This window comes from Pseudomonas sp. MWU13-3659, assembly GCF_023757525.1.
GTDB lineage: Bacteria > Pseudomonadota > Gammaproteobacteria > Pseudomonadales > Pseudomonadaceae > Aquipseudomonas > Aquipseudomonas entomophila_E.
In genome coordinates this window covers 143,135-159,719 of record NZ_JAMSHW010000004.1, presented here as the reverse complement: position 1 = coordinate 159,719, position 16,585 = coordinate 143,135, and the positions used below count along the sequence as shown (strand labels likewise).

Below are 16,585 nucleotides of genomic sequence, written 5' to 3'. Positions count from 1 at the left end.
GTGGCGTTCAGCGCTTGCGCCCGATCACGCCGAACGCCACGTCACCGATGTAGATGGCCGGCGTCGCCAGGCGCTCGGCATCCAGGCGGGCCTGCAAGGTTTCGATGCCGACCTGCCTGGCCGTCGCCACGCCCAGGGCGATGATCCGTGGCAGGCAGGCGCGGACAATATCGCCCAAGGCGTAGGGCTGAGCGGGTGTCTGTACCAGCAACTCGGCGCGCAGGTGCTCGACGGCAAGCCCCGCCTCACTGAACAGGCGCTGCAGGTTGAAACCGATGTGCAGGTCCGCCCCTTCGAGCGCGATCATGCGCTGCAACCATTGTTGAGCCTTGCGGTGCAATGGGAACGGTTCGAGGCAGGCCGGCGCCAGCGTTGCATCGTGCTCCTGGAACACCATCACCCCGCCTGGCAGCAGATGCCGGGCCAACGCACGCAAGGCCCTCACCCCCTCCGCCTGGTACATCAGTACCCGACGACCAACGATGGCGTCGAACAACCCGAGGCTATCCGGCAGCGCGTACAGGTCACACGGGATGAACATCGGTGTCGCAGCGCCTGCGGCTGCTTCGCGCTGGCTTGCACAGGCGAGCGCCTCGACCTGCCGGTCGACCCCGACCACCGCGCCGTCTCGCCCCACGAGCCTGGCCAGCAGCCAGGTCACATCGCCTTTGCCACAGCCCACGTCGAGTACCCGCATGCCTGGGCCGATCTCGGCATCGAGCAGCAGCCGGGTGGTGAAATCCGTTGTCGAAAGTGCCATGCGCCGCTCCTTCGCGAAGGAGCGCCAGTGTGCCGAGCAAAGGCTCACAGGCACAAGGGCGAATCTGCTCTATCCTCAACCCACCCCAGCCTGGCGGACCTGACCATGACCAGCCCCGACAACACCCTGCTACCCAGCTGGCGGCACAATGCCTGCGCCTGGATCGATGCCGTGCGCTCCGGCGCCATCGAATCACGCCGGCAGGTCACCGACCAGGCAATCCTCGTTGCGCTGCTCGGACACCAGCCGAGCCGTGTCCTCGACCTGGGCTGCGGCGAGGGCTGGCTGCTGCGTGCCCTGGCTGATCGCGGGGTGGAAGCTGTCGGGGTGGATGGCGAAGCGACACTCGTCGAGGCCGCACAAGCAGCGGGTTCGCCAAGCGTGCACCTGGCCAGCTATGCGCAACTGGCCAAGGGCGAAGTGGACATTGGCCACGACTATGACCTGATCTGCGCCAACTTCGCCCTGTTGCAGCAAGACATCATTCCCCTGCTCACGGCGATGCATGGTTTGCTCAAGCCCGCTGGCAGCCTGTTGATCCAGACCCTTCACCCCTGGGCCGTGGCAGGCGGAAACTATCAGGATGGCTGGAGGGAGGAGTCATTCACTGGCCTTGCAGGTGAGTGGGAACCGATGCCCTGGTATTTCCGCACGCTGTCCAGCTGGCTGAAGGCGCTGGGCATGGCAGGGTTCAGCCTGGTCGAGCTGCAAGAGCCACAACATCCACAAAGCCCGGTGCCACAGTCCCTGCTACTGGTGGCCCAGCACCTGCCTTGAGCGCGCCACCTACCCTGTAGGAGCCAGCCTTGCTGGCGAACCGCCCCATCGCAAGACTCAGGCCTCAGGCTCACCCTTGCCACTTTCAACCTCGGCCGTGCTTTGCGAAATGGATGGACTCAACCGCAACACACGATCACGACCGCCCTCGGCCAGCAGGTACCCACCACGCCCGTCGGGCACGATGGCCTGGGGCGCCTTCAGGTAGCTCAGCACGACATGCCGCGAACCATCGCCATCGATGCGCAACAGGCGTGCACGGTGGGTGGAGTCCTCGCTGATCCACAGGCCACGCTGATCACACAGCAGGAAAGTCGGGTTGCGCAGCCCCTCGACCACCACCGGGTCGTTGCCGTCCGCGTTGAGCGCACGGATCTTGCCCGTGGCCTTCTCGGTGTACAGCAGACGCCCGTCGGCGCAGCGTGTCAGGCCTTCGGTCTCGGTCAGGCCAGCGCGCAGCACCTCGAGCTGACCGTTGCGCCAGTCGTAGCGCATCAACCGTCCATCGCCCTTGCGATCTTCGATGGCATAGAGGTAATCGCCATCGTTGAACAGGCCCTGGACATTGTTGCCGTCGAACAGTGTCGTGACCTGGCCATTGCGCGACAGGCTGACCGGCGCCCCGCCCACTTCCTGGCTGAACGCCCAGCCGCCGTCGACCGCCACCATGCCATCAGGCTTGGACAGCCCCTCGAGAACCACCACGCGCTCACCGGTGGCGTTGATCTGCAGGATGCTGCCCTTGCCGCCATTGAGCTCACGGCTGACCAGCAGGCTGCCGTCGGCCTGGGGCAACAGCGAAGCGGCGCGCGTCACCGAGTTGTGCAGTACCTGCACTTCCCAGCCGTTGGCTGCCTGTACCGGGTAGAAACTCTGCCAGGCAAAGAAGCCCAAGGTACTGGCCACCAGGCCAGCCGTGGTGGCCAGGGCCAGGCGGACAGCTCGCCTGCGCAGGATTTGCGTCATCGAATCGGCTCCTTGGAAGAGCTCGTGATCCTAGCAAGGTGATGTGAAAAATTTGTCGAAAGGCAAGGCGTCATGACCCGGCATTCGTGGACGACCTTGTTCGCCGGCAAGCCGGCCCCTACAGGGTGATTTTTCGACCTCGACTAACCTGTAATTGCATGCCGACATTTCTGCGGCATGGTCAAGGAGAACAGGATGAAAACCTCAGATCACTCGCTGCACCACAGAACACCGACGGTGGCGGTCCGCGACAATCGCGGCCTGGCCGTGCGCCAGATCGTCTACCACCGCCATCCGGATACACCCGCGGACATCGACGAACGCATCACCCGCCACCGGTTCGATGCGTTTGGCCATCCCGTGGAAAGCACCGACCCACGCCTACCCGCCCCCAACTTCACCTATCAGCTGTCCATGACCGGTGAAACGCTGCACACCGACAGTGTCGATGCCGGCCGCAGCATCGCGCTGAACGACAGCGCCGGGCGCCCGCTGATGCACCTCAGCGCCAACGACGTCGCTCGTTATCACCACTATGAATCGGCGCCACTCGCAGGGCGGCCATTAAGTGCCACCGAGAGCTTCGCCGGAGCAACGCCCCGCATCGCCGAGCGCTTTGTCTGGGCCGGCACCGACCAGGCTAGCAAAGACCATAACCTGGCCGGTCTACCTGTCCGTCATTACGACACTGCCGGCCGTCTCGGCACCGACAGCGTCGCACTCACCGGTCAGCCGCTGTCCTCGACCCGCCAATTGCTCACCGCCAACGACGAAGCCGACTGGCAAGGCCCGGACGAAGCAGCATGGGAGCGCCTGCTGGCGCCGGAACCCTACACCACCCTGGCCCTCAACGACGCCACCGGCACCCTGCGGGAACAGACCGACGCCCGTGGCCACAAACAGCGCCTGGTCCACAATATCGCCGGACAGCTGGCCAGCAGTTGGCTCACCGTCAACGGTGGCTCAGAGCAAGCTATTCTCGTGTCCATCGTCTACTCGGCCGCCGGCCAGAAACTGCGCGAAGAACACGGCAACCGTGTGGTCACCACCTTCACCTACGAACCACGCACCCAACGTCTCATTCAAAGCCTGACGCAGCGCAAGAAAGATCCGAAACAACTGCAAGACCTGCGCTACGCCTACGATCCGGTCGGCAATGTGATCCTCCTGCACAATGACGCCGAGGCGACACGCTTCTACCGCAACCAGAAGGTCGTCCCCGAACACCGTTTTACCTACGACACCCTCTACCAGCTGGCCAGCGCCACCAGCCGCGAACTGCTCGACATCGCCAAGCAACACCAGAAAAATCGCCCGATCACCCTCCTGCCCCCCTCCACCGACGGCACCCTCGTCAACTATGTTCGCCACTACCAGTACGACCGTGGCGGCAACCTCTTCCGTATCCAGCACAACCCACAACACCCGCCCAGCGCCTACACGATCGAACTCACGGTGTCCGACCGCAGCAACCGCGCCGTGTCCAAGGACGTGACGGCAGATCCCGCCCAGGTCGACGGGTACTTCGACGCGGCGGGCAATCAACGCCAGTTGCAGGCGGCCCAACAACTGGACTGGACCGCCCGGGGCGAACTGGCGCGGGCCGCGCTGATCGCCCGCCCCAGCCTCACGACCGATGAGGAAACCTACCACTACGACGCCCACAGCCAGCGGGTCGTCAAGCGCCGCTCGGACCTGACCTCCGGGACCCTGCGCCTCAGCCACGTGCTCTACCTGCCGGGGCTGGAACTGCGCACTCAATACAGCGGCACGACCGTGGAATCGTCGCGGCACGAAATCATCGTCGGGGCCGCCGGCAGTGCCCAGGTGCGGGTGCTGCACTGGGAAACCGGTTTGCCTCCGCGCATGACCAACGACTCGATACGTTACAGCTATGCCGACCTGATTGGCAGTATCGGCCTGGAACTGGATAAAGACGCCGAGATCATCAGCCAGGAAGAGTATTACCCGTATGGGGAAACCGCAGTGTGGATGCCACACAATAACGTTGAAGCGAAGTACAAGACCGTGCGCTATTCCGGCAAGGAACGGGATGCGACCGGGTTGTATTACTACGGCTATCGCTATTACCAGCCCTGGTTGGGGCGTTGGCTGAGCGCAGACTCGGCGGGCACAGTGGATGGGCTGAACCTGTATCGTATGGTCAAGAACAACCCGACATCATTCAAGGACATGCTGGGGCTCAACCTGGAGGACGCCAACGCCACGGAGAACTCGTCACCCCCTACCCATTTTGAAACCCTACTAAACAGCGCAAAGGGCAAACTCAACGAACAAATACAAAACCTAAAAATAAAACTATTCAAAGGCCAACTTGAAGGCCTCGGAAAGATACCGGAAATAGCTGAAAGCATAAACAAACAGATGTATAGTTTTACCCAGTCAAAAGCCACGCACATCGCCCTCGAGATCGGGGCAAACTTTGCCTCAGGCTCCGCCAATAGCCTTATAACGATTGCAGCCCCACCCGCTACAAAGTCCTTGGCAAAAAAGGGTGTGATCGCTCTAATAGATGCGTTTGCAGACCCTCAACCGATAAGCCCGGAATATGACTTGCTATCAAAAGTCAAGGATGCGTCAGCCAGCATAAAAAGAGAAATTATTTCCAAAGCCAAGGACACGATTACAAACAAGCTACAAGACGTCACCGAAAGCGCTGCCAAGGCAGCCCTGGAAGAGATAATCGGCTTAGATTTGGAGTCTGTCTCGCTTGTCAGCCTATCAAAGTCTTTAGGAAGCGCATACAGCGCCATGAATCTCTCAAGGAGAGAATACCTTGACTTGGTTGATAGCAGCGCAGAAAAGACCATACACTACCTGACAGAGTTACACCAAGAGCTCTACGACACTTTCAAAAAACTTGCAAAACCAATAGCCAATATTGAGGGAGCATGGCAAGTCGTGGACCCGAATAATTCTGACATCACACCGAGCCTTGGCATTATATCGCCAAACTCCAAAGGCAAGGAGGCAATCTTCCTCGACGACATTGAGAAACCAATAAATAACGGCCTGCGCATTACCAACCTCCTTAGAAAGCGGGTCAGTGACAATCGTAACCAGATAAAAAAATAAGGCGCCTACGAGCATTCGTCGCGCATCGATCGGCAAGGTGAAAACAGGCAAGGCTGCACGACGTTCCAACGCATCGGGCAGCCGACCCTGCTTTCAACTTCGCCTGCACAGCCAGGCACGGGAACCAGAAATTCAAAAATCGAATGTCGAGCATTTCAACATTTAATTTGTGGATGCCACCAGCAGGCTCTTATGCTGTCCACGCATCCCCTGCACGCACCGGCCGGTGTGGAGACAGGCATGGGGAGAGAACAACAAGTCGAGACCGTTCATGTCGAAACCTTCCTACTTCGCCCCCCACGGTGGGCACCCGGCTCAGACCGAGCTGCTGACTGACCGTGCCATGTTCACCGAAGCCTATGCCGTCATCCCCAAAGGCGTGATGCGTGACATCGTCACCAGCCACCTGCCGTTCTGGGACAAGATGCGCATGTGGGTCATCGCCCGCCCGCTGACTGGCTTCGCCGAAACCTTCTCCCAGTACATCGTCGAAGTCGCCCCCGAAGGCGGCAGCGAGCGCCCTGAGCTGGACCCGAACGCCGAAGCGGTGCTGTTCGTGGTCGAAGGCCAGATCGACATCACCGTCGAAGGCAAGCACCACACCCTGGTGCCGGGCGGCTACGCCTTCCTGGCGCCTGGCGCCGACTGGAGCCTGCGCAACAACAGCAAGGCCAACGTCACCTTCCACTGGCTGCGCAAGCACTACCAGAAAGTCGAAGGCCTGCCGGTACCCGAGTCGTTCGTCACCCACCGTGACAACGCCACCGTCATCGAAATGCCGGGCACCGAAGGCCGCTGGGTCACCACCCGCTTCGTCGACATGACCGACATGCGCCACGACATGCACGTCAACATCGTGACCTTCCAGCCGGGCGGCGTGATTCCGTTCGCCGAAACCCACGTCATGGAACACGGCCTGTATGTGCTGGAAGGCAAGGCGGTGTACCGCCTGAACCAGGACTGGGTCGAGGTCGAGGCCGGTGACTTCATGTGGCTGCGCGCCTTCTGCCCGCAGGCCTGCTACTCCGGCGGCCCAGGGCCCTTCAGCTACCTGCTGTACAAGGACGTCAACCGCCACGTGCACCTGACCCTGAACCCACAGCGCTGACCCTCTTCGCCGGCAAGCCGTCTCCCGTAGGAGCCGGCTTGCCGGCGAACCTCTCCCCGTGGCAACCCACTCATTTGCCGCGCATACTGGCCACTCGTCCTCTCTCCCCGCGCGATACCGGCCATGAACCGCTACCCCCTGCTCGCCGCCCTTCTGCTCTCGGCCCCCCCCCTGGCCGCCGATACCTGGAACCTGGCCTACGACCGTGAAGGCATCCGTGTCTACCTGAGCGCCGTCGCCGAATCGCCCTACCAGCAATTCCGCGGTGTCAGTACCATGAAGGCCAGCGTACGCACCCTCACCGACCTGCAGGAAAACCTGCGGGTGGCCTGCAAATGGCTGTATGCCTGCAACCAGATGCGCCTGCTCGATGTCGAAGGTGACAGCACCTGGGTCTACCTGACCACCAACCTGCCGTGGCCCACCCTGCCACGGGACATCGTGCTGAAAGTGCGCACCGAGCGCCTGGACAATGGTTCGCTGGTACGCCATCTGAGCGCCGAGCCTGGCAGGCTGCCCGAACAACCGGGCCTGATCCGCGTGCGTCATCTGCGGGGCGAATGGGTCATGAAGCCGCTGGGTGAACGGCTGACCGAGGTGACCTATGAACTGCAGGCCGACCCGGCCGGCGACGTCCCGGGCTGGCTGGCCAATCGCTTCGTGGTCGACGCCCCGGTCGTCACGCTCAGAACGCTCAGGGCTGTTGCCGAACGGCAACCCTGACCTCTTCGGTCCATGTAGGAGCCGGCTTTGCCGGCGAACCGAGCGACGCGGTGGATGGCACCGGCCCTGCCGGTGTTCGCCAGCAAAGCTGGCTCCTACAGGGTTCTGATGCCGCGCGAATTATTCGTTAGCCTGCTTCCTTTTTCACCATGCAGCGCCCATCATGGCGCCACGCCCCACCGCCTGCCCGCGAACGAACCCATGACCGCGCAACAGCCCACCTCCAGCATCACGCTGCAGATCCTCGCCATCGTCTTCTATACCTTCATCGCCTTCCTCTGCATCGGCCTGCCGATCGCAGTGCTGCCTGGCCATGTGCATGACCAACTGGGCTTCGGTGCGGTCATCGCCGGGCTGACCATCGGCCTGCAGTACCTTGCCACCCTGGTCAGCCGCCCATTCGCCGGCCGGGTCGCCGACACCCTGGGCGGCAAGCGGGCCATTCGCTATGGGTTGTACGGTATCGCCGGTTGCGGCGTGCTGACATTACTCTCGGCCTGGGCCCTTGCCTTGCCCTGGGTGAGCTTGGTGCTGTTGTTGGCCGGGCGCTTGCTGCTGGGCGTTGCCCAGGGGCTGATTGGCGTCGCTACCTTGAGCTGGGGAATCGGCCAGGTGGGGCCTGAACATACCGCACGGGTGATCTCATGGAATGGCATTGCCTCGTATGGCGCCATCGCCATCGGCGCACCGGCAGGCGTGCTGCTGGTAGGTAGCCTGGATTTCGCGGTGCTGGGGCCGGTCCTCCTGGCGCTGGCGGCGGTGGCCCTGCTGGTGCTGCGCACTCGCCCTGAAGTCCAGGTGGTCCGCGGCGAGCGCTTGCCATTCTGGTCGGCATTCGGCCGGGTCGCGCCTTGCGGCCTGGGGCTGACCCTGGCGTCGATCGGCTACGGCACCCTCACCACGTTCGTCACGCTCTACTACCTCGAACGCGGCTGGGTCGGCGCAGCCTGGTGCCTCAGCGCGTTCGGCCTGTGCTTCATCTTGTCGCGGCTACTGTTCGTCAATGCGGTCAACCGCTTCGGCGGCTACAACGTGGCGGTCACCTGCATGGCCACCGAAGTGCTGGGGTTGGCCTTGTTGTGGTTGGCGCCCTCGCCGCTGTGGGCGATGCTGGGTGCCGGGCTGACCGGGTTCGGGCTGTCGCTGGTGTACCCCGCCCTGGGTGTGGAGGCGATCCGGCAAGTCCCCAGCAGCAGCCGAGGCGCTGGGCTTGGCGCCTACGCGGTGTTCTTCGACCTGGCCCTGGCCATCGCGGGCCCATTGATGGGCGCGGTGGCCGTGCACCTTGGGTACGCCTCGATCTTCGCGGTCGCCGCCCTGCTGGCGCTGTCAGGGGTGGCCCTGACCCTGCTGCTGGCCCGCCGCGGCTGAACGTTCGGCCGGCTCCGGCGCACCCAGCGCCTGGCTGAAGAACGCCGTGGTCTCGCTGCGCAGCGAGCGGTGGATATGGCGGCGGTCGACACCGTCGGCATCCTTGCACAGTGCGGGCATGCGCAGGTGTTGCTCATCATCGCAGGGGGCCATGAACACGAAATGCCCGGCACCAGAGAGCAAACGGTAGTCCGGCGTGACCGGTAACTTGCGCGCCAGCGCATCGGCATTGTGCTCGAGGGCCAGTAACTGGTCGTTGTCACCGCTGTAGATCAGCGCGGGCACGTGCACGCTCGCCAGGGCATGGCGACCGAACATCAGGCTCAACGGTGCCATCAGCATCACCGCCCCTACGCGCGGGTCGGCCCGTGGAGCCAGCTCGCTGTGGTCGGCGATCAGCACGCCGTGGGTCTTGCAGGCATCGGCGTCCGTGGGGCGTTCCTGGCAGTAGCGGCGCAGGCGCTCCAGGTCGGGACGGGCGCCCGACAGGATCAAGGCCGTTTCACCGCCTGCGGAATAACCGATCACGCCAACCTTGCCATCGTTCAGATAAGGTGCCAGCAGCTTGTCTGTGCGCACCGCCGTGATAGCGGCGCTGATCTGCAAGGGGCGACCGTAGAGATTGCTGAGGGTGCCCAGCCGACTATGGTCGCGGCCGTTGTCACCGGGGTGGACCACCGCCACCACCACGAACCCCTGCCGCGCCAGGCCATTGGCAAGGTCATGCAAGGCCATCGGGCTGCCAGCGTTGCCGTGGGAAATGACCAGCAAGGGAAACTGACCCATGGCCACCGGTGCTTCTTCTGCGACCCGGGTCTGATAGCCTTCGATACGCACGGGGCGTGCTTCGCCGCTGGAGGGGTAGAACACCAGCGCCTGCATGGGCCGGGCATCCACCGGGTCAGTCAGGGTGAGCCGATGCAACCCGGCCGCCCACGGTGCGGCTTCGGCCTGGGCCATCAGGCTGCCGAGCAGCACACAGGTGATCAAGGTGAGGAATCTGTTCATGCGCAGGCGCTCCCACGCCCGCATGGCGGACGTATTCGCCAGCTTAGAACCCGTTGTGCCCGGCCAACATGAAAAAAGCATGAAAAAAAGCCGACCGGCGCCTTGGGGCGACGATCGGCTTTTTTATCGCCTCGATCAGGCTGCGGCGAACAGCTCACCCGCGATCTGCGCCTGGGCGGCGTCGATGGCTTTGGCACGGTGCTCCGGGCCATAAGCCAGGCCGTGGGCACGGACGATCTCCAGGTCGGTGATCCCGATGAAGCCCAGGAACACTTTAAGGAAGTCTTCGTGACCGACGCCGGTCGGTTGGCCCTGGTGCAGGCCACCGGCAGTCGAAACCAGGATCACCTTCTTGTCACCGCACAGGCCTTCAGGGCCGGCTTCGGTGTAACGGAACGTCTTGCCGGCGACGGCGACGCGGTCGATCCAGGCCTTGAGCTGGGTCGGCACGGTGAAGTTGTACATCGGCGCACCGATCACCACCGCGTCGGCAGCCAGGAACTCTTCGAGGGTTTCGGCGCTGAGCTTGGCTTCATGGGCCTGGGCGGCATCGCGCGCTTCCTCGGGGGTGCCGGCAGCCACCAGGGTGGCGGCGGAGAAGTGGCTGATGGCATCGGCGGCCAAGTCACGGTAGACCACCTCGATGCCTGGCTCGGCGGCTTTCCAGGCCTCGACCACTTCACGGCTCAGCTGACGGGAGGCGGAATTGTCGCCCAGGATGCTCGAATCGATATGCAACAGTTTCATGGGACTCTCCTGTGAAAGAAGACCGCGGCGGTGGGCGATCACGTTGGGGAGAATCCTATCGATACACCGAATGACTGATAAGCCGGCAAAAATGCGTTAGATTGTTCCACTGGTAGAACAATGAGATTGTCATATGCAGGACCTCAACGACCTCTTCTACTTCGCCCGGGTGGTCGAAGCCGGTGGTTTCGCCGCCGCCGGGCGCCAGCTGGGCATCCCTAAATCGCGCCTTTCGCGGCGCATCGCCGAGCTGGAGGAGCGCCTGGGCACACGCCTGCTGCAACGCACCACCCGGCAACTCAAGCTCACGGCGGTGGGCGAGCGTTATCTGCACCATTGCCAGGCCATGTTGCTGGAAGCGGAAATGGCCGATGAAGTGGTAGCCAGCATGTCCAGCGAGCCCCGTGGCCGGTTGCGGGTGTCTTGCCCGGTGGCCCTGGCCCATGCCTTCCTGCCGGACGTGATCAGCCGCTTCCTCGCCCAGTACCCGCTGGTGCAACTGGACATGGTGCTGCTCAATCGTCGGGTGGACCTGATCTCGGAAGGCATCGATGTGGCCCTGCGGGTGCGTGACCTGGGCGATGAAGACCCGGCCCTGGTCACCCGTCGCCTGCGCCAGGCGCAGATGCAGTTGGTGGCCGCGCCGGGTTTCGCCGATCACATTCGCGAACCCTCCGAGTTGGCTACGCTACCCGTGCTGGGTGCGGCCGAGGCCGACCGCCTGGTGCATTTCCGCCTGTTCGGCCCCAACGGGCGCCAGGAGGATGTCGCCCTGGAGCCCCGCCTGGCCATCGACGACTTTGTCGTGCGCAACGCCGCAGTGCGCGCGGGCCTGGGCTTCACCGCGCTGCCGAGCATGTTCTGCGAGCAAGAGCTGGAACGCGGCGAACTGGTTCGCCTGTTGCCAGACTGGTCGCTGCCGGGCGGCTACCTGCAAGCGGTCTACCCGCACCGGCGTGGTTTACTGCCTGCGGTCAGGGTGTGGATCGACCACCTGGCCGCCTCGTTCGAAGCCTGTGGAGAGCGTTATGTCTGAGAAAAGGATGACCGAAGAGCAAGTTGCGGCGTATTGCCTGGGCCTGCCTGGGGCAAGGGAAGATTACAAGTGGGGCGGGATCCGGGTGTTCTCGGTAGCGGGTAACAAGATGTTCGCGATACAGAGGCTCAACGGTGACGGGCTGGCGTTCAAGGTTGCCGACGAGCTGTTCCTGGGTTATTGCGATCGCCCGGGTATAAGCCCGGCACCCTATCTGGCGAGGGCCAAGTGGATCAGCATGGCACGCCCCTACCCCATGGGCCGCGAGGAGCTCAGCGACCTGCTGCGCCGCTCGCACCAGCTGGTGGTGCGACGGCTGCCCAAGCGCTTGCAAGTGGGGATGCTGCTTACAGGGGGCGACGCGTTGTTGTAGGAGCCGGCTTGCCGGCGAACACCGGCAATGCCGGTGCCACACACCGCGCCGTCTGGTTCGCCGGCAAGCCGGCTCCTACAGGGACCGCGCCAAGCCTGGGCATTACACCAGGCGTCCCAGCCAGCGCCCACCCAGCAGCAGATGGTCGGCCCAGAACACCTGGTGCAACAGCACGATGCCCCAGAACACGGCCTGATACGACACCTTGCGTGTCTTGTGCCGGAACAGCTGCTGCGCCAGCAGCGCTCCCGGCCAGCCACCCAGCAGCTCGCTGGCGTGCAGCACCTTTTCCGGTGTTCGCCAGGCCTGGGTACGCGCCTGCTGCTTGTCCTGCCAGTACAGCAGCAGGCTGATCAGGCTCACCACCGGATACAACGCCAAAGGCACCCAGGAGTCGCCATTCAACCCCATCTGCAGGCCACCCAGCACCGGCAGCAGGCATAACCCAGCCAGTACCAGAAGCTTCAGGCGTGCGTTGCGCACGCCTTCCTGCCCGTGCGCCATCAGCCGTGCGCCGTCGACCAGTCGACCCAACCGAACTCCCAGGTCGCGAGGATCAACAGGCCAAAGGCGATGCGGTACCAGGCGAACACCGCGTAGCTATGGTTGGCGATGAACTTGAGCAGGGCACGCACGGCGATCATGGCGAAGATGAACGACACCACGAAGCCCAGGGCGAACACCGGCAAGTCGCCTGGCTGGAACAGCTCGCGATACTTGTAGCCCGAATAGACCGCCGCCCCGACCATGGTCGGCATGGCCAGGAAGAACGAGAACTCGGTGGCGGCCTTGCGCGAAAGCCCGAACAGCAGGCCACCAATGATGGTCGAGCCGGAGCGCGATGTCCCCGGGATCATTGCCAGGCACTGGACGAAACCAATCTTCAGGGCGTGGTGCCAGCTCATCTCGTCGACATGATCGACCTCGACACGGTGCTGGCGACGCTCCGCCCAGAGCATGATCACCCCGCCGACCACCAGCGCCGCAGCCACGGTGATGGGGTTGAACAGGTATTCGTGGATCAGGTCGGCGAACAGCACCCCCAGCACCACCGCCGGGAAGAACGCGATCAGCAGGTTGGCGGTGAACCGCCGGGCGGGCGCCTGGGTGGGTAGCCCCAGCACCACATCGAAGATCTTGCGGCGGAACTCCCACACCACGGCGAGGATGGCGCCGAGCTGGATGATGATGTTGAACGCCATGGCGCGCTCACCACCAAAGTTGATCAGGTCTGCGACGATGATCTGGTGCCCGGTACTTGAAATCGGCAGGAACTCCGTCAGGCCCTCGACCACGCCCAAGATGATTGCCTGCAAGGCACTCCAAAAATCCATCATTCCCCCAGTGGAGCGCTGCCGGTGGCAGGCCCCTTGTTTTTGATTTGCATGTTCGTGCCATGGAAGGCGAGGCTGTTTTACAGCGACAGTTGGTCGCAAAGCCAGCTGAAAAGTTCAGTGGACTAAAGGTTTCATCTGGCACGGCCGAAATCCTAGCAGAGCGCCCCGTTGAAGGCTTGCATTACCTGCAACACGGATTGTCTCGGCGGGCACTTAGCCGTTGGTCGAGTAGGGACTGCCGGCAAAGCATGCTTGGATGCCTTGGATAAAAAGAAAAACACCGGAGTAACGCATCATGAAGACCCTGAGGTCGATGTCGATCAGCCGCCGTCTGTGGCTGATCTTGCTGGTCGCCGTGGCCATGCTGGTGGTACTGGGGCTTTTGATGCTGCGCCAGATCCATGGCGACCTGTATCAGGCCAAGGCCGAGAAGACCCGCCATGTGGTGCAGACCGCCGCCGGCGTGCTGGCCTATTACCAGGGCCTGGAAGCTGCCGGCACGCTCAGCCGCGAGGCGGCGCAGCAGCAGGCGCTGACCGTGGTGCGTGGCCTGCGCTACGACCAGAACGATTATTTCTGGATCAACGACCTGACCCCGCGGATGGTCATGCACCCGGCCAACCCCAAGCTCGATGGCCAGGACCTCTCCGCCATCCGCGACCCCGACGGTTTCGCCGTATTCAACGAGATGGTCGCCCTCGCCCGCAGCCAGGGCGCCGGGCCGGTCGATTACCGCTGGCCCAAGCCCGGGGCCAGCGACCCTGTGGCCAAGACCTCCTATATCCAGCTGTTCAAGCCCTGGGGCTGGATCATCGGTTCAGGGGTCTACGTCGACGATGTGCAGGCTGAGTTCGGTCGTCAGTTGCGTGACGCCTCGCTGGTGGGCCTGGGTATCGCCCTGCTGATGACCCTGCTGGTGGTGCTCATCGCCCGCAGCATTGCCCACCCCCTACAGGAGGCGGTGCAAGCCATGGGCAACATCGCCAGTGGCGAGAGTGACCTGACCCGCCGCCTGGATACCCACGGCCGTGACGAAATCACTCACTTGGGTGAGCACTTCAATCGCTTCAATGGCAAGTTGCAAGGTGTGATCGGCCAACTGCAAGGCGCCGCCCACGCCCTGGCCGAATCGGCCAGCCACGTCGGCGACAACGCCGGTTCCGCCCAGGCCCGCAGTGCCCAGCAGTCGCTGCAGATGGACCAGGTGGCCACGGCGGTCAACGAGGTCACCTATGCCGTGCACGATGTGGCCAAGCATGCCGAGCAGGCCGCCAGCGAGATGCGCAACGCCCAGCAGCAAGTCGGCCACGGCCAGCAGGCGATCCATGGCAGCCTGCAACAGATCGACCGGCTTTCGGCGACCATCGACCAGGCAGTCCAGGTCATCCGCGAACTGGCCAGCCACAGCACGAAGATCGGGGGCGTGCTCGAAGTGATCCGCTCGATCGCCGAGCAGACCAACCTGCTCGCCCTCAACGCTGCCATCGAAGCGGCCCGGGCCGGTGAACAAGGGCGCGGTTTTGCCGTGGTCGCCGACGAGGTACGCCTGCTGGCCCAGCGCACCGCGCAATCGACCGCCGAGATCCAGACCATGATCGAGCACCTGCAGGGGCAGTCCGAAGCCGCTGTAAAGGCCATCGACACCAGCAGCGAGGCCTCGCGCCAGACGGTCGAACAGGCCCGCGAAGCGGGCACCAGCCTCGACGCCATCAGCCAGGCCCTGGGCAACCTGGGCGCGCTGAACGCCTCCATTGCCAGCGCCACCCTGCAGCAATCGCACGTGGTGGAGGAGATCAATCGCAACGTGACCGAGACCGCCGATCTTTCGCAGCAGACCGCCGAGGCGGCGCGCCAATCCAGCGATGCGGGTGCTGCACTGGCGCGGTTGAGCGAGGAACTGGAGCAGTTGTTGCGGCAGTTCAGGGTCTAAGGTCGACAATCCCGCTCTGCCGTGAAGCGGGTACCGGCTTTGCCGGTGTTCGCCGGCAAGGCCGGCGCCTACAGGGATCGCGCAAGGCTTCGGTCTGGCGCGGCCTGGGTGGGAGCGGGCCCACCTGCGAAGCACTGGCCACCGACGCTTGTGGCTTGAAGCTTGTGGCTTGAAGCTTGTAGCATCCCGCCCTCTCCTCTCTCCAAGGAACGCCGATGTCCGGCCTCGAACTCTTCGCCGCCGCGCTTGGCGTCATTGCCGTCTGGCTCACGGTCAAGCAAAACCCCTGGTGCTGGCCGATCGGCCTGGTGATGGTGATGCTCTACAGCTGGATCTTCTATGAGGAGAAGCTGTACTCGAACATGCTCCTGCAGGTGGTCTTCGCGGTGCTGCAACTCTACGGTTGGAGCCAATGGACCCGCTCCGGCCACGTCGAAGATGCCCGCCAGGTTTCCAGCCTCGACCTCTCACAGGTAGTCGGCGGACTGGGCGTGGGTCTGTTGGGCAGCCTCTTGCTGGGCGCGGCCATGGCCCATTGGACCAATGCCACGCAACCCTGGCTGGATGCCGCGCTGACCGGCTTCAGCCTGGTGGCGCAAGTGTGGATGGCGCAGAAGCGCCTGCAATGCTGGGCGTTGTGGGTGGTGGTGGATGTGATCTTTGTCGGCCTGTTCCTGTACCAGGCCCTGTATCTCACCGCAGCCTTGTATGCCCTGTTCACCCTGATCGCCGTGCGCGGCTGGCTGGAGTGGCGCCGTGACCCGGCGCTGGCTGGCGTATGAAAGTCCTGGTGCTGTGTGGCCCTGAGTCCAGCGGCAAGAGCTGGCTCAGTGGCGAGATCCAGGCGCACTTCGGCGGCGAACTGGTCGGCGAATATGTCCGCCACTTCATCGACGAGCAAGGCCGCGATACCTGTTACGCCGACATCCCCGCCATCGCCCGTGGCCAACTGGCCTGGGAAGACAACGCCCGCGCCCATCAGCCAGAGCTGTTGATCCTCGATACTCACCTGTTGAGCAACCTGCTGTGGAGCCGCGCACTGTTCGGCGACTGTCCGGCCTGGATCGAGCAGGCGCTGCTCGAACGCCGTTATGACCTGCACCTGCTGCTCGACCCGATGGGCGTCGACTGGGTGGGTGATGGCCAGCGTTGCCAGCCCGGGTTGAGCCAGCGCCAGACGTTTTTCGACGACAGCCTTGATTGGTTGCAACGCCACCAGCAACCGCTTCAAGTCGTGGGCGGTGATTGGCCGAGCCGCAGCGCAGCTGCCTTGAGCGCCGTGCAACGCCTGCTCGACGGAAAAACTCCGGATTGCGCCACCGAGTGTTAAGTCGCTGACACAACCCCATGCAC

At 63.5% G+C, this 16,585-nt stretch carries 16 protein-coding genes and 1 pseudogene; 11 read left to right on the top strand and 6 right to left on the bottom strand.

All coding sequences use genetic code 11. From position 1 onward, the window contains the following. Window positions 1–7 precede the first annotated feature (7 nt). Window positions 8–760 (bottom strand): methyltransferase domain-containing protein, encoded by a 753-nt coding sequence (locus NGM28_RS07635; protein WP_252089507.1) that lies wholly within the window; start codon window positions 758–760, stop codon window positions 8–10. A gap of 105 nt (window positions 761–865) precedes the next feature. On the opposite strand from NGM28_RS07635, the gene NGM28_RS07630 reads away from it, so the two are divergent. Further along, on the top strand, window positions 866–1,537 hold the full coding sequence (locus tag NGM28_RS07630; protein WP_252089505.1) for a class I SAM-dependent methyltransferase: 672 nt from the start codon (window positions 866–868) through the stop codon (window positions 1,535–1,537). A 57-nt stretch (window positions 1,538–1,594) separates the two neighbouring features. On the opposite strand, the gene NGM28_RS07625 is transcribed toward NGM28_RS07630, so the two are convergent. After that, complete coding sequence (locus NGM28_RS07625; protein WP_252089503.1) at window positions 1,595–2,503, bottom strand: NHL repeat-containing protein; 909 nt, start codon at window positions 2,501–2,503, stop codon at window positions 1,595–1,597. 195 nt (window positions 2,504–2,698) lie between these two features. Here NGM28_RS07625 and NGM28_RS07620 point away from each other — a divergent pair, with 195 nt between their 5' ends. The 4 genes from NGM28_RS07620 to NGM28_RS07605 all read left to right on the top strand — a co-directional run bounded on the left by NGM28_RS07620 (window position 2,699) and on the right by NGM28_RS07605 (window position 8,801). Then, window positions 2,699–5,599 (top strand): RHS repeat domain-containing protein, encoded by a 2,901-nt coding sequence (locus tag NGM28_RS07620; protein WP_252089500.1) that lies wholly within the window; start codon window positions 2,699–2,701, stop codon window positions 5,597–5,599. A 271-nt stretch (window positions 5,600–5,870) separates the two neighbouring features. Further along, the gene (locus NGM28_RS07615; protein WP_252089498.1) at window positions 5,871–6,707 is read left to right on the top strand and encodes a bifunctional allantoicase/(S)-ureidoglycine aminohydrolase; all 837 of its coding nucleotides are present in this window, start codon (window positions 5,871–5,873) and stop codon (window positions 6,705–6,707) included. Window positions 6,708–6,830: 123 nt separating this feature from the next. Continuing rightward, entirely contained in the window at window positions 6,831–7,430 is a 600-nt protein-coding gene (locus NGM28_RS07610; RefSeq protein ID WP_252089496.1) for an START domain-containing protein, read from the top strand. 201 nt (window positions 7,431–7,631) lie between these two features. Then, window positions 7,632–8,801, top strand: a complete 1,170-nt coding sequence (locus tag NGM28_RS07605) for an MFS transporter (RefSeq protein WP_252089493.1) — start codon at window positions 7,632–7,634, stop codon at window positions 8,799–8,801. Here NGM28_RS07605 and NGM28_RS07600 read toward each other — a convergent pair. Both NGM28_RS07600 and NGM28_RS07595 read right to left on the bottom strand, forming a co-directional pair. Further along, complete coding sequence (locus NGM28_RS07600) at window positions 8,760–9,809, bottom strand: alpha/beta hydrolase family protein (RefSeq protein ID WP_240063049.1); 1,050 nt, start codon at window positions 9,807–9,809, stop codon at window positions 8,760–8,762. The two genes, NGM28_RS07605 and NGM28_RS07600, sit on opposite strands and share 42 nt — an antisense overlap. A gap of 135 nt (window positions 9,810–9,944) precedes the next feature. Continuing rightward, window positions 9,945–10,556: an FMN-dependent NADH-azoreductase gene (locus NGM28_RS07595; protein WP_240063050.1), complete on the bottom strand. Its 612-nt coding sequence runs from the start codon at window positions 10,554–10,556 to the stop codon at window positions 9,945–9,947. Window positions 10,557–10,689: 133 nt separating this feature from the next. On the opposite strand from NGM28_RS07595, the gene NGM28_RS07590 reads away from it, so the two are divergent. Together NGM28_RS07590 and NGM28_RS07585 are read left to right on the top strand one after the other, a co-directional pair. Further along, on the top strand, window positions 10,690–11,592 hold the full coding sequence (locus NGM28_RS07590; protein ID WP_252089491.1) for a LysR substrate-binding domain-containing protein: 903 nt from the start codon (window positions 10,690–10,692) through the stop codon (window positions 11,590–11,592). Beyond that, window positions 11,585–11,965 carry an MmcQ/YjbR family DNA-binding protein gene (locus tag NGM28_RS07585; protein ID WP_252089489.1) on the top strand — a complete coding sequence of 127 codons (381 nt, stop codon included), beginning with the start codon at window positions 11,585–11,587 and terminating at the stop codon, window positions 11,963–11,965. The genes NGM28_RS07590 and NGM28_RS07585 overlap by 8 nt, the downstream gene beginning before the upstream one ends. Before the next feature lie 102 nt (window positions 11,966–12,067). On the opposite strand, the gene NGM28_RS07580 is transcribed toward NGM28_RS07585, so the two are convergent. Both NGM28_RS07580 and NGM28_RS07575 read right to left on the bottom strand, forming a co-directional pair. Next, window positions 12,068–12,469, bottom strand: a complete 402-nt coding sequence (locus tag NGM28_RS07580) for a DUF1294 domain-containing protein (RefSeq protein WP_240063173.1) — start codon at window positions 12,467–12,469, stop codon at window positions 12,068–12,070. After that, window positions 12,469–13,299, bottom strand: a complete 831-nt coding sequence (locus NGM28_RS07575) for an undecaprenyl-diphosphate phosphatase (RefSeq protein WP_240063053.1) — start codon at window positions 13,297–13,299, stop codon at window positions 12,469–12,471. The genes NGM28_RS07580 and NGM28_RS07575 overlap by 1 nt, the downstream gene beginning before the upstream one ends. Window positions 13,300–13,597: 298 nt before the next feature. Between NGM28_RS07575 and NGM28_RS28930 the strand changes: the two are divergent. The 4 genes and pseudogenes from NGM28_RS28930 to NGM28_RS07560 all read left to right on the top strand — a co-directional run. Next, window positions 13,598–14,359, top strand: a pseudogene (locus tag NGM28_RS28930) (cache domain-containing protein); the annotation flags it as partial. Between the two features lie 138 nt (window positions 14,360–14,497). Beyond that, window positions 14,498–15,232, top strand: a complete 735-nt coding sequence (locus NGM28_RS28925) for a methyl-accepting chemotaxis protein (RefSeq protein ID WP_430624176.1) — start codon at window positions 14,498–14,500, stop codon at window positions 15,230–15,232. Window positions 15,233–15,447: 215 nt separating this feature from the next. Then, complete coding sequence (gene pnuC / locus NGM28_RS07565) at window positions 15,448–16,014, top strand: nicotinamide riboside transporter PnuC (protein WP_240063055.1); 567 nt, start codon at window positions 15,448–15,450, stop codon at window positions 16,012–16,014. Beyond that, window positions 16,011–16,562, top strand: a complete 552-nt coding sequence (locus NGM28_RS07560) for an AAA family ATPase (RefSeq protein ID WP_252089487.1) — start codon at window positions 16,011–16,013, stop codon at window positions 16,560–16,562. Before pnuC ends, NGM28_RS07560 begins: the two co-directional genes overlap by 4 nt. Window positions 16,563–16,585: the final 23 nt, after the last annotated feature.